Consider the following 12,960-nt stretch of genomic DNA (forward strand, 5'->3'; position numbering starts at 1 on the left):
GCATGGGGCACTGGGGGGTGTCGCCGTTGCCGTTGCCAGGTGACCTGGCGGCATCGCCCCCGTTAGCATCCCCGGCTGCGGAAGGGTTGTCGTTAGGGTTGTAGGTGCGGTAAAAGCTATCCGATGAGGGCGCTGAGGATGCACCCGGCGGCATAGGCCCCTGCAAGACGCGGTTGTATTCGTTGGCGAGGCGCATGTCGTTGACGCGGCGCTGCTCGCGCACCAGGCGATCGCCCACCTCAATCAAATGCGAGATGCTAAAGTCGGGCTTGCGGAAGGTGGGCGGGGTGGTGGTGTTGACCACGCTGCGGGAGACGTTTTCTAGCCCAACCGAATAAATAAAGTCGCGGATCTGCTCGTTGTAGATCTGGGCACGCACGGCCCCAAAGAAGTCGATCGCCTGGGTGGGGAAGGTATCCACCAGCAGGGTAATGTCTTGGGAGGAGAGACCGTCGGGCTCAAAAATGCCGCCCACAATGCCAATGCGATCGTCGCGATCGGGCTGCCAGTAAAACTTGTCCATGCGGCCGTCGCGAATCAGCGGCGCGTAGAGGGTCGAGAGGTCGTTGCCGGTCATAATAATCGGCACCCGCTGAATCTCGTTTTCGTCGTAGCTGCCGGGCAGCTGAACATTGGTAGGGTTGTCGGCAATGTTCATCAGCGTGTTGTTGACCAGCTGAGTGTTGACGGTGTACTGGGTGAGCGCGTCGAAACGGCCCGCCCCAGCGTCGATGTCATTGATCATCAGCACCGCCATTTTGCCCCGTACCCGCACCAGTTCGGCGGCCTCGCGGTAGCGCAGGCGAATTAGGCGGGCCGGGTCACCCGCATCGGGGCTCTCTAACTCACCGCCAGAAATGTGGACGACTTCGATGCCCATGCGCTCGTACACCAGCTCGCACTGAAAGGTTTTGCCCTCCCCCTTGCGACCGTGGACCCCCAGGAGCAGCGGAATTTTGACCTGCGGCAGCTTCAGGTAGTTTTTGGTGATATGCACCGCCATCTTTTCAAGAAACCGGGGGGAGAGATAGTAGGCCATGGGTTAGTGAAGGCGATGGAACGGGGAGATAGCCGCCAGGTCGAGGGCTAGCGATCGCTGCACCTGACCGAAAAAAGTATCGGCTTTTACATTATCTCGCAGTGGGGCTCAGGCAATGCTTCAAAAGGCTGAAGAGAGGTATAAGCGATCGCTATGGGTAAGCGTATAAACCTATATCGTAGCTAGCCTGAGCGTCCCCTTGAGAACCGTTAAGCGTTTTGCCCAAAATCGTCTGGATGAAAACACTGCTCAGGAACCAAATGCCGCCAGCCTCGGTGCGATAATAAACAAAAGACGGCATCCCAGCCTCATCCAGCGCATCGGTAACTTAGAGTAAGGCTCATGGAACCAACTATCACCCTCGACGCCCAGGCCCTTAAAGCGCTAATCAAAGAGAGCGTTCGGGAAGTTATGCGCGAAGAGTGGTTTAAGTTTTTTGAACTGTTAACTCCCTACGTTGATGACGAAGAACAGGCCGATATTGAAGCGAGTTTCTCCCCCAGCGACTACGAGGATAAGGATTTTATTGATGTAACCGGCTGGTTTGACGATGAAAGTCAAACTCAGTGAGTCAGCAGATCGGTTTCTAAAACAGCTAGAGCCAAAGCTTCGCGGTTCTGTTTTGGTAAAAATAGGGATTCTCAAAACTTGCCTCGAAACCCCCAAAATTCAACCCTCCCGAAGAACTAGATATCAAAAAGCTCAAGGGAGGTCTAGAGCAGTTTTCCAGAATTCGCGTCGGCAAAGTTCGCGTTATCTTTCAAATCAGAACGGACGCCGATGAGATTTTTATTTACGACATCGCTTACAGAGGCAATAGTTACGAAAAATAGGTATTGCCAGCGAACTCAGACCACGTATTGAGTAGCGACAGGATTTCGTAGATTAAGGCATAGCAGCAGGCAGCGCAGTCTTAAACAGTTCCAGCACCTGCTCCCAGGCGTCGCGGGCGGCTTCGGGGTTGTAGCTAGAGCGCTGATCGCAGAAAAAGCCATGACCAGCACCGGGGTAGCAAACAATTTTGTGGGGCACGCCGTGCTCGCTCAGCGCCGCTTCGATCTGGTTGACCTCCTGGGCTGGAATTAGCGCATCGTTTTCGCCAAAGAAGCCGTAGAGGGTGCCGGTGATCTCAGGTGTGCGGCTGAGGGTAGGCTCGCCGCCGCCCGGAGTCATGGTGGCAATGCCTGCTCCATAAAATGAAGCTGTGGCCTTCACCTCTGCCAGGGTGGCGGCCAGGTAAGCAACGTGGCCACCAAAGCAAAAGCCAATGCAGCCGACTCCATTGGGGATCACGTTATCTTGGCCGTAGAGGTAGGCGATCGCCCCTCGCACATCGGCTAGCAGTTCCTCAGCCTTGGTGCCCTGCTTGTACTGACGGCCCAGGGCTAAGTCCTCCTCGCTGTAGCCCACCTCAAAGCCGGGAGCCTGACGATGGTAGATGTGGGGCGCGATCGCCACGTAGCCCGCCCCAGCAATGCGCTCGGCCACTTCGCGAATGTGGCTGTTGACGCCAAACACTTCTTGGACCACTACCACGGCTCCAAACCGGCCGGGGCGCGAGGGTGCCGCCAGGTAGGCCAAAATTTCGGTGTCGCCGCTGGGGATGGTAATGGTTTCGGTACGGACTAGAGATGTCATGGCAGGGCTGCCCATAGTTGTCACGTTATACTTTTTTAACGCCAGGTTTTAGTGCCGGGCAGGGGCGATCGCCCGGTTGTCAGCCCTCAACCTCGATGGGGGGATCTACAATTGTCACAATACTCATTGTCAGGAAATTGTCAAAAATCATTGCGGCAGCCGCAGCGGTCGGCCAGAAACCAGCGACTTTTCTAAAATTCGTCCTAAATTAGCAGTATGGCCGGTGTATATAGACTGAGATTGTTGAAATTGTGTTGTCTAGCGACAGCCGGGAGGTAGTTTGGTGGTGCAGTTTCACATTCAGCCCGACAGCGAGATTCCGGCGTCGACCCAGCTTTACGACCAGATTTGGTTTGCGATCGCATCGCGGCAGTATCCGCCCGGTTATCGGCTGCCCAGCACCCGTCAGCTGGCCATGCAGACGGGCCTGCACCGCAACACCATCAGCAAGGTCTACCGCCAACTCGAAGATGCCGGAGTAGTCGAAGCCATGCCCGGCTCCGGCATCTACGTGCGCGAGCAAAACAGCACCGACAGCGCCCGGCCACAAACCATGCTGTGGGCCGAGTTTCCCCAGGCCCGCGACGTGGTCGAAACCGGCCTCGACGAGCTGCTGCGCCAGGGCTGCTCGCTCAACCAGGCGCGAGAATTATTCTTGGCTGAAATTGACTGGCGCTTGCGCTGTAGCGCTCGGGTACTGGTGACGGCCCCCGCTCAAGACATTGGGGCCGGGCAGCTAATGGTGCGCGAGCTAGAGAATGCGCTGCACATTCCGGTGCAGCTGGTGCCACTGGAAGAACTCGACACGATTTTGGCTCAGACCCGCTCGGGTACAGTAGTGACCAGCCGCTACTTTATTAGCGAGGCCGAGGCGATCGCCGCGCCCAAGTCGGTGCGGGTAATTCCGGTCGATATTTACGACTACAAAAAAGAGCTGGGCCTGCTGAAGGATTTACCCAAGGGCACCTGTTTGGGCATGGTCAGCGTCAGCACCGGCATTTTGCGGGCGGCGGAGGTAATTAGCTACAGCCTGCGGGGCGACGAAATTTTGCTGATGTCGGCCCAAACCGACGACACCTACAAGCTCGACGCCGTCATTCACAGCGCCCAGACCATTGTGGTGTTTGACGAGGCCAGCCTGCCTGCCGTCAAAGAGGCGATCGCCGAAGCCCGCGAAGACCTGATTCGCCCGCCCAAGCTGGTGGTTTGCGACAACTACATCGGCGAAAAGTCGATCAACCTGCTCAAGCGCGAGCTGGGGTTAGATGATTAAGCGATCGCCGCAGGGTCAGATGTAGCCGCCATCCGTCTGGAATGATTCATGAGCCAAGACCGCGAAAGCCTAAAGCCGATTAAGGGGGCCAATCGCGCTCTGCGCCAACGGCTGAATCTGAGGGGAGAATTTTCTCTGGCGATCCCGCCAACGATAGTGATTTTGGCGGTTTTGGCCCTGGTAGAAGCGCTCAGCCAGCAGCGCCTGCTGTTTGCCTCGCTGGCCTCTAGCGCCTTTTTGATCTACCTCGACCCGCAGCACGGCACCAACTCAGTACGCACGCTGCTGATCTCGCAGCTGATGGCGGCGGGCCTGGGCTTTGTTACCTATACAACGGTGGGGTCTAGCTACCTGTCGGGCGGTCTGGCAATGGTGATTACCATCGTGCTGATGATTGTGCTCGATGTGGTTCACCCGCCTGCGGTTGCCACGTCGCTGAGCTTTGCGCTACGAAGTGGCAACGAGAGCAACCTGATTTTGTTTGGGCTAGCGGTGGGCATAACCGCCACGCTGGTCATGCTCGAAAAGCTGTCGCTATGGGTGCTGGCCCGCCACAGTCGCCAGCTCCAATAAGTGGCTAAGGGATTCGCAAGAAAATAACGTACCAATTGCCATCTTTTCTATTGGTGCATTGCTGCGCGAATGCCCCTACAGTGATCAACGCTGCCAGCACTTTTTGAAACGCACGTTCCTAAGCGTATTCGATTTAAAAACATCCTTTTCTGGGCTGGTTTGGACCGCTGGGGCCGCTGCTATTTTCTGTGCGTTTTTGGCACTAAAGGAAACTGGGCTCCACCAACCCTGGACCGTTGGGAGCACGGTGGTTTGCCTGTCTATTCTGGTTCATGGCCTAACGGCAGTTCCATTGACCAAGATCTATGATCGTCAAACCGAGCCGTCAGTGCCCCAGAGCTGAACACGCGAATATATGTCCTTCAAGCTAGCCCTTTAGACGATGCCAGATTAGCCGACTATCTTCAGGATGAAGAGCGTGATGGAACGATTTCTACCTCTAGATTTGTCATGCGCCAATTGTTGATTCAAGTGCCCAGCGGCTGCGGCAAAACCGTGCTGCAAAAGGCCCAAGCCTGTCAGGGCACTAACCTGGCCCAGTGGCAAACCATGGGCGATGATCCTCAGGATATGGTGCTGGTGCATGTCTCTAATCAGCGGGTAGAGTCGCTGCTGGGGGCGCTTCAAGATCTGCCTAAGCTCAACATCACCCTGTTGCCACAGGGGGTAATGGCGCTGCACCCCCCCGCTGATCAGGCGGCGGAGCAGGTCACTCAGGTGGAAGAACGCAGCCCCATCGAGATTTTTTTGGCCGGGCTGCAGAGTGTCGGCTCGTGGAAGGGTTTTTTGAGCTATGCCGCGCTCGCCGGTGTTGTCGTCTGGATTGGGCTGTTTACAAATACCAACTACCTGCTGGTGGCGGCGATGCTAATTGCCCCCTTTGCCGGGCCAGCTATGAATACGGCGATCGCCTCCGCCCGAGGCGATCGCCACCTGATTGGTCGCAGCGTACTGCGTTACTTCACCGCTCTGCTGGTCACCATTGCGGTGGCAGCCTTGCTCAGCCTGGTGTTTCAGCAGCAGATTGCCACACCGCTGATGCTCGACAACAGCCAAATTTCAGCAGTGGCCGTGCTGCTGCCCGTGGCGGCGGGGGCGGCGGGGGCCATTAATCTGGTGCAGTCCGAGCGCAGCAGCCTGGTTTCGGGAACGGCAACCGGCATGCTGGTGGCGGCCTCGCTGGCTCCCCCAGCGGGCATTATCGGCATGTCCATCGCCATTGGCCGTTGGGATATGGTCGTCAACGGGGTGTTTTTGCTGCTGCTACAGCTCAGCGGCATCAACTTATCGGCGGCGATCTTTTTCCGCGCCTTTGGGCTATCGACTAAAGGGGCGCGCTACCAGCGGGGCAAGCGAGGGGTGTTTCCGGTGGCGTTGGGGGTAAGCGCGATCGCGATCGGTGCCCTGCTGACCTGGCAGTTGACCAACCCGCCCAGTTTACAGCGCTCCAGTCGCGCCCAGCGGGCCAATGCCGAAGTGCAAACCGTCATTCAACAGTTTCCCCAGGTCGAGCTAGTGGAGTCGACGGTGCGGTTTACCCGATCCAACATTCCGGGCCAAAACACTCTGCTGTCGGAGGTCTATGTGCAACGCCAGCCCGATGCAAACGCTTCCGACGCAGCGATTCAGACTGAGTTGACCCAGGCGATTCAATCTCGCTTGCTCGACCAGGGGTTTGATGTTACGCCGTTGGTCAGCATCAACGTTTTAGAAGCCCCTACCTCCAGCAATTGACCCGCTAGAGCCATGAACCCACTGGAGATAGAGGCCAAACTCGTCAATTTTCTGTAAGTTGACAGAGGTATTATTCTCTAAATCTATGAATTTCGACTATTCTCCCATTTTGGGAAAAATGCAGGCGATGGTCAATGGGTTTCTGGCGTTATTGCCCAACGTTGTGTTAGCCATTGTCGTATTCTTAATCTTCTTTTTGGCGGCCAAAGGTATTCGGACGACGGTTAGACGACTAACTCAGCGGCGGCGGCGAACTCGAAACGTAGGTCTAGTTTTGGGCCGCTTGGCCCAGGGTACCACCATTCTAATTGGTCTTTTTGTTGCCCTCTCAATTATTATTCCATCTCTAGAGGCCGGAGATTTAATTCAACTCCTGGGCATCAGCGGGGTTGCGATCGGCTTTGCCTTTCGGGATATTCTACAAAATTTCTTGGCTGGCATCTTAATTTTATTGACTGAGCCGTTTCAAATTGACGATCAAATTATTTTCAAAGACTTTGAAGGCACCGTTGAGCATATTGAAACTCGTGCTACCACCATTAGAACCTACGACGGTCGCCGGATTGTGATTCCCAATTCGGAGCTGTTTACCAACTCGGTTTTGGTTAACACCGCCTTTGAAAACCGCCGTTTGGAGTACGGTATCGGCATCGGCTACGGCGACGATATTGAAACCGCTAAAGACCTGATTCTCGAAGCCATTCATGATACAGACGGTGTGTTGGCCCACCCTGCCGCCGATGTGATTGTAGTCGATTTGGCCGATAGCACAGTTAACCTGCGTGCCCGCTGGTGGGTGCAGCCGCCCCGCCGCGCTGAGGTGCTAGACATGCAAGATCAGGTGCTGGTCAATATCAAAAACAAGCTAACGGCCAGCGGCATTGATATGCCTTTCCCCACCCAGCAAATTTTGTTCCACGACCAGACCGAGGAAACCGACGGCGATCGCACCCGTCAGCGGGAGGGCTGGCCCGCCAGCCAGGGAGAAGATCCTAAACCGCGCAGCATTGGGGGATCGCTGCGCCAACTGGCTGAGATACGCTCAGACGGCAACGGGCGATCGGCTAGCGAGTCCTGATGGCTTGGTAAACCAGGTTTCAGTCGCAGTCAAATTTCTCTCGATCGCAGCCCGCCAATGAAACATATCAAGCTCAGCAAATTTTGGGATAACCTGCGATCGAGCTACTGGTTTTTGCCCTCGCTCATGGCAGTTGGGGCGATCGCATTGGCGTTTACCCTGCTGGCCATCGATCGCTCAAGTTCATTAGATATTAGTAATGCCAGCGCCTTTAGCTGGATTTACCAGGGGGGTGCCGAGGGGGCACGGGCCGTGCTATCGGTGATCGCAGGGTCAATGGTCACTGTGGCTGTCACCGCATTTTCGATTACCATCGTGGCTTTGCAGCTGGCCTCATCCCATTTTGGGCCGCGGCTGCTGCGCAACTTTATGCAGGACCAGGGCAATCAGATCGTGCTCGGTACCTTTATTGCCACCTTTATCTATTGCTTGCTGGTGCTGCGCACCATTCGGGGAGAAGATTATCAACTCTTTGTGCCCCACCTCTCGGTGACGGTGGGGGTTTTGATGGCCGTGATCAGCATTGCGGTGCTGATTTACTTTATTCACCACGCCTCCACCATCATTCAGGCATCCCACGTGATTGTCGATGTCAGCCACGACCTAGAACAAGTTACCAATAACCTGTTTCCAGAAACCCTGGGCCATGATCTCGACCAGCAGGGCGAGGGTGCAAAGGATATCCCAACCGATTTTGAAGCCGCCGCCCGCCCCGTGCGATCTAAGGAAACAGGGTACCTGCAAGCGATTGAAGACGAAACCCTGATGGAGGTGGCCTGCGATGAAAACCTTGTGCTGCGGGTTCAGGCTTTTCCAGGCGCTTTCGTGATGGCAGACAGCCCGCTAGTGATGGCCTATCCAGCTGATCGCATTACCCATCACATTGAGAAGCGGATCAATCAAGCTTTTGTGATGGGCCGCGAACTCACTAAGCAGCAGAACGTGGCGTTTCCGATCGAGCAACTGGTCGAAATCGCCTTGCGAGCGCTGTCTCCCGCCGTCAACGACCCCTTTACGGCCATTCGCTGTATCGATCGCCTGGCCGATGGCTTGGCCCGACTGGCCGGTCGTGAGCTTCCGTCGCCCTACCGCTACGACCAGTCGCATACCCTGCGAGTAATTGCCGCCCCAGTTAAATTTGAAACCCTGGCCGATACCGCGTTTACCCAAATTCGGCAGTACGGCAGTGCCGATAGCGTAGTGGTGGGTCGGCTGCTGGGCGCGATCGCCGCCATTGCCCCGTTTACCCGCCATTCTAAGCAGCGCTACATCCTGCAACAGCACCTTGAAGCCATCTGGCAGAGCAGTCAGCAGCAGCTCCATCACGAACACGATCTAGAAACTGTAGAAAAGCACTACCGCACAGCCCTAGCGGCACTACAGCAGCCTCAGCCACCCGTCAAACCGATGCTCTAACCAATACCCCAACTCAAAACGAGCACCTTTAGAGAACCAACAGCTGGTTGCTTCTAAAAATCAGGACTGCTACTGCAAGAAACTAATACTCTGCGGCGCAAGTTTAGATCCTATTCTCCGGGGGCTAGGGAGCAGGGGGGCTAGGGAGCCAAGCAATTCGGAATAGTGGGCCTATTTCAGCCGTCGAGTACCAATGGCCTAAACCAATGGGAGGAGAAAACCCTGCCGACACAGGTTTAGTTTCTACCAATAGACAGACTTAATTTAGTGCCATTTTATAGATAACTATAGCCCCGAAATCAATTAAAACGATTATGAACAGAAATCCCCAACAAGATAACTCGGCTATCCCTTAGATATTGCTTCGACTAGGAAACTCCCTATTTCCTTGGGCGTGAACAAAATGCTTTAATCGATAGCTTTCTCAAGATAGTCGTACTGAAGAATTTGGAGCTTACAACTACTATGGCTAAATCAACTAACAACCAAAAACAAAAAAGACTTTTCCAGAGTACCCTTGCGATCGGTTTAATTGCCGGTTTGATGGGTGCCTGTGCCCAAGATACACCTGTAACCCAGACACCTTCTGGTGCGACCAATGTGCAAACTGAAGATGTTGCTGACAACACTGAAAACTACATTGGCCAAGTTGTTACCATCAGGAGTGAACCGGTGGAAGTTGTGGGTGACAGCTCCTTCACCGTCAGTGATGAGCAGTTCTTTGGCACCGAACCCATTCTGGTAATCAATGCGTCGGGTGAACCCTTACTCCTACCAGAAGACGATGACGTTGACGTGCAGGTCACTGGGGAAGTGCGTAACTTCGTGATTGCAGATGTCGAAGAAGAGTTTGGTCTAACCCTAGATCCCGATCTTTATGTAGATTACGAAGAGCAGCCTGCCATTATTGCTCAGTCCATTGCGCTAGCTCCCGAACCGGGCGAAATTACCAGCAATCCTGAGCAATACTACGGCGAAACGCTGGCCGTTACTGGCGAAGTGGAAGATATTCGGAGTGGCTCTGCCTTCACGCTAGATGAAGAGCAGTTATTTGGGGCAGAAGACTTGCTGGTTGTCTATGCCTCACCCAGAGATGGAGTGCAGCAGCCTCTACCCGCGGTTACTGATGATGAGACGGTTGCGGTCACCGGAGTACTGCGTGCCTTTGTGGTCGCCGATTTTGAGCGCGACTACGACCTGGGCTGGGATCTAGAGTTTCAGGAGCAGCTCGAAGCTGAATACAGTAACCGACCAGTTCTAGTTGCGACTGGCATCTACCCCTCGGCTATTCCCGAAGACTATTAAGTCAGAAGGCGCAATCAAATATAAGACGATGTAGGATGGGTCGAGGCCCGAAACCCAACGCCCGCATGAGTTTCGCTATGGCCAACCCATCCTACATTTGAATTGGCCCACTTGCTAGCCCGCAGCATTTGAGCAAAATGCGATGGTCTTTTGCTGTCACCCAGTCTGAGGCCGTCGCATTTTTTCGGCCCTGCCGTCACCGGTTCCTCACAAGCAACATTTAACTACTATGAGTGGTTCTCAACCATCGCGATCGCCCGACCAAACCAACACTAACCAAACCAGCGCCAGCCAAACCAGCGCTGACCAGTCCCAAAACATACCTCAACCGCCGGAGGGCAAAGACTGGCTCAAATGGCTCGGCCCCAGTTTTATCTGGATGCTGTCAGCAGCAGGCTCAGGAGAGCTACTCTTTACCCCCCGGATTGCCGCTCTCTACGGCTACGCTTTGCTGTGGGCATTGGTGGCAGCAGTCGTGCTCAAATGGTTTATCAACCGCGAAATTGGGCGCTTTACCGTTTGCACAGGCATAACCATTTTAGAAGGCTTCAAACGGTTGCCCGGCCCCAAAAATTGGGCTATTTGGCTAATTTTAGTGCCCCAATTTGTGGTGGCTATCTCCACAGTGGCGGGCATGGCTGGCGCGGCGGCCACAGCCCTAATTTTAGGAACCGGCGGTACCGTTCAGCTGTGGACGGTGATTATTATTCTGGTTACAGCTGCCATTGTATTTTTAGGGCAGTACGACGGCGTCGAAACCGTGTCCTCCTATATTGGTATTGGCCGCACGCTGGCCGTTGTCGCTGCCGCTATTTTTGTCTTCCCCAACCTGGGCAACCTCAGCAGCGGACTAGTGCCGCAGATTCCCAGCGGGGTGGAATACCAAGAAGTCTTGCCCTGGCTAGGGTTCATGCTGGCTGGAGCTGCTGGGCTGATGTGGTACTCTTACTGGGTAGGGGCCAGGGGCTACGGCGCTGCGACAGCACGGCGAGAAACGCCGGTAGACTTTGCCCAGGTCGATGACGAGCAGCAGCAGCGGCTGCACAGCTGGCTCAAGCTGATGACATTTTCAAATACGCTGGCTGTGATTGGGGCTTTGCTGGCCGCGCTAGCCTTTTTAATTTTAGGAGCCGAGCTATTGCAGCCCCAGGGGCTAGTGCCCCAAGAGAATCAGGTTGCCGAAACCTTAGGCAGTCTCTTGGGCGACCTGTGGGGACCGTTTGGCTTTTGGTTTATGGTGGCAATTGTCTTTGTCACCTTTTGCAGCACTGCCATGTCGGTGCAGGATGGCTTTGGCCGCATGTTTGCCGACGGCACCCAAATTTTGGTGCAGGGTTTTGGCGGCAGCGGTCGGTGGACCAACGAAATATTTCTCCGCAAGTTCTACATCGCTACGCTGCTGGCCGGTCTGCCCATTGCCGTTTACCTGCGGTTTGGCGAACCCGTCGCCCTGCTAAAAACAGCGGGAGGCATTGAAGCCGCCCACATTCCCATCGTGACAGGGCTCACCCTCTATCTCAATCACCGTATGCTGCCTCAAGGCCTCAAGGCTTCTGCATTTACCTTTTGGGCAACGGTGCTAGCAGGCGTCTTTTTTGGGGCCTTTGCCATGATTTATCTGCTCCAACTCGTCGGCGTCATTAGCAGCAGCGGTGCTTAGTAAACAACTAGTAGACAGAGGCATAAGTGTGACGACTATTGCCAATCGCGAGGGAGCAGGGGAGCTAGGGAGCCGAGCGAGCCGAAATGGTGGGCATGTTTCAGCCGTCAAGTACTAGGCGCAATTAAGTATAAAAGGAACACTTTGAGATTCCCGCAGGTCGCTTAAGGTGCGGTCTTCGTCCTCGACCAGCATGATGCGTAATGGAGCTAAGATTTAGAAGCGCTCATACTACCCTAGCATTTATATTTAATCCCACCCGCCTACTTAGAGTACCGATGCATACCCATAGCTCTAGGGATGGTGAGACGGAAAGCGGCGCAAATAGTCGCCACAGAGGGGATGCATTAGGTCAATGATTTCAATCTCTGCCAGTTCTTCCGATAGGTTCTTGACAGGGGTATTACCAGCCGTCGCCACCAGGGTTAGGACGTTTTTTACCACCGTTTGTTCGCGAGGGCTATACACAATGTGATGGCTTTAGAACATAGGTAATTAGACTCTACCGATTTACTAACGACAAAAAAGCCCTGAAACCTATTGATTTCAGGGCTTTTTTGGATAAGCTGGTGACAAGACTCGAACTTGCGACCGGCTGATTACAAATCAGCCAACGTTTCTTGATATAAGGTCATTTCAAGCCCTGAAATCAATTCTTACACCCACTTTACACCCAAAAATCACTCCCTTCCTGAAAGCGGATAAAAGCTGCCACCTTAGCTATCAGGCTCATAGATAATGAATTCCCCTGGCTGCCACCCGTAGGCTCGACAAACTTTTTCAATGACGTCTCCAGTAGGGATGTAGCTAGGGTCGTCACACAACCGATAGGCAGTTGCACGACTGAGCCCGGTATCCTGCCAAAAGCGGTACCGGGTGATTCCCCGCTGGTCAATCAGGGTTTTGATAAGGTTCTTTGCGCCCATCCCCTAATATTGCCAGCATTCCCATATTGCAACTATGCCTAAAAAATGAGAATAATATATTTGTACGCCACCGCATCAGCTTTGGTCGGCAGGAGCGGTGGCTAACCCCTTCTATGGAGCTAAAACCATAGGCTCAATAGGTGTTTCAGGGAGGTGACCTGCAAGCAGATGATGTATTCGCTAGGCTGAACACTAAAGTGCACCTGCTCTGCGATCTCATGCTAACCCTGACACACCTTTTGGAAGAGGCCAAGTGCTACGACAGCGTTCGGACGTTGCGCTGGCCCGACGGCGTTATCCGGTGTCCGAAGTGCGGCT

The 12,960-nt window shown here is 54.5% G+C and carries 14 protein-coding genes; 10 read left to right on the forward strand and 4 right to left on the reverse strand.

Annotated elements, in window-relative coordinates:
* Window positions 1–1,039: AAA family ATPase (locus tag IQ273_RS22205; protein ID WP_228053588.1), on the reverse strand; the 1,039-nt coding region annotated here is incomplete at its 3' end.
* 342 nt (window positions 1,040–1,381) lie between these two features.
* Between IQ273_RS22205 and IQ273_RS22210 the strand changes: the two genes are divergently transcribed.
* Together IQ273_RS22210 and IQ273_RS35930 are read left to right on the forward strand one after the other, a co-directional pair.
* Window positions 1,382–1,609: a hypothetical protein gene (locus tag IQ273_RS22210; protein WP_194025348.1), complete on the forward strand. Its 228-nt coding sequence runs from the start codon at window positions 1,382–1,384 to the stop codon at window positions 1,607–1,609.
* A gap of 122 nt (window positions 1,610–1,731) precedes the next feature.
* Window positions 1,732–1,872, forward strand: a complete 141-nt coding sequence (locus tag IQ273_RS35930; RefSeq protein WP_397198434.1) for a type II toxin-antitoxin system RelE/ParE family toxin — start codon at window positions 1,732–1,734, stop codon at window positions 1,870–1,872.
* A 52-nt stretch (window positions 1,873–1,924) separates the two neighbouring features.
* On the opposite strand, the gene IQ273_RS22220 is transcribed toward IQ273_RS35930, so the two are convergent.
* Window positions 1,925–2,677 carry a dienelactone hydrolase family protein gene (locus IQ273_RS22220; protein WP_194025349.1) on the reverse strand — a complete coding sequence of 251 codons (753 nt, stop codon included), beginning with the start codon at window positions 2,675–2,677 and terminating at the stop codon, window positions 1,925–1,927.
* 283 nt (window positions 2,678–2,960) lie between these two features.
* Between IQ273_RS22220 and IQ273_RS22225 the strand changes: the two genes are divergently transcribed.
* The 7 genes from IQ273_RS22225 to IQ273_RS22255 all read left to right on the forward strand — a co-directional run bounded on the left by IQ273_RS22225 (window position 2,961) and on the right by IQ273_RS22255 (window position 11,716).
* Entirely contained in the window at window positions 2,961–3,950 is a 990-nt protein-coding gene (locus IQ273_RS22225) for a GntR family transcriptional regulator (protein ID WP_194025350.1), read from the forward strand.
* Window positions 3,951–3,998: 48 nt separating this feature from the next.
* Window positions 3,999–4,523 (forward strand): HPP family protein, encoded by a 525-nt coding sequence (locus IQ273_RS22230; protein WP_194025351.1) that lies wholly within the window; start codon window positions 3,999–4,001, stop codon window positions 4,521–4,523.
* Between the two features lie 450 nt (window positions 4,524–4,973).
* Window positions 4,974–6,257, forward strand: a complete 1,284-nt coding sequence (locus IQ273_RS22235) for a DUF389 domain-containing protein (RefSeq protein WP_194025352.1) — start codon at window positions 4,974–4,976, stop codon at window positions 6,255–6,257.
* A gap of 85 nt (window positions 6,258–6,342) precedes the next feature.
* Window positions 6,343–7,335 carry a mechanosensitive ion channel family protein gene (locus IQ273_RS22240; RefSeq protein WP_194025353.1) on the forward strand — a complete coding sequence of 331 codons (993 nt, stop codon included), beginning with the start codon at window positions 6,343–6,345 and terminating at the stop codon, window positions 7,333–7,335.
* Between the two features lie 57 nt (window positions 7,336–7,392).
* Window positions 7,393–8,751 carry a DUF2254 domain-containing protein gene (locus tag IQ273_RS22245; protein WP_194025354.1) on the forward strand — a complete coding sequence of 453 codons (1,359 nt, stop codon included), beginning with the start codon at window positions 7,393–7,395 and terminating at the stop codon, window positions 8,749–8,751.
* A gap of 600 nt (window positions 8,752–9,351) precedes the next feature.
* A complete protein-coding gene (locus IQ273_RS22250) occupies window positions 9,352–10,056 on the forward strand; it encodes a hypothetical protein (RefSeq protein WP_313898198.1) in 705 nt (234 codons plus the stop codon).
* Window positions 10,057–10,285: 229 nt separating this feature from the next.
* Window positions 10,286–11,716, forward strand: a complete 1,431-nt coding sequence (locus tag IQ273_RS22255; RefSeq protein WP_194025356.1) for an Nramp family divalent metal transporter — start codon at window positions 10,286–10,288, stop codon at window positions 11,714–11,716.
* A gap of 294 nt (window positions 11,717–12,010) precedes the next feature.
* Here the strand turns inward: IQ273_RS22255 and IQ273_RS22260 are convergent, their stop codons facing one another.
* Window positions 12,011–12,184: a hypothetical protein gene (locus IQ273_RS22260; RefSeq protein ID WP_194025357.1), complete on the reverse strand. Its 174-nt coding sequence runs from the start codon at window positions 12,182–12,184 to the stop codon at window positions 12,011–12,013.
* A gap of 248 nt (window positions 12,185–12,432) precedes the next feature.
* Window positions 12,433–12,642, reverse strand: coding sequence for a helix-turn-helix transcriptional regulator (locus tag IQ273_RS22265; protein ID WP_194025358.1), 210 nt, complete (start codon window positions 12,640–12,642; stop codon window positions 12,433–12,435).
* Window positions 12,643–12,860: 218 nt separating this feature from the next.
* Here IQ273_RS22265 and IQ273_RS35935 point away from each other — a divergent pair.
* On the forward strand, window positions 12,861–12,960 hold a 100-nt coding region (locus tag IQ273_RS35935), incomplete at its 3' end, for a transposase (RefSeq protein WP_194021068.1).

Origin of the sequence: Nodosilinea sp. LEGE 07298 (genome assembly GCF_015207265.1) — a bacterium.
GTDB lineage: Bacteria > Cyanobacteriota > Cyanobacteriia > Phormidesmidales > Phormidesmidaceae > Nodosilinea.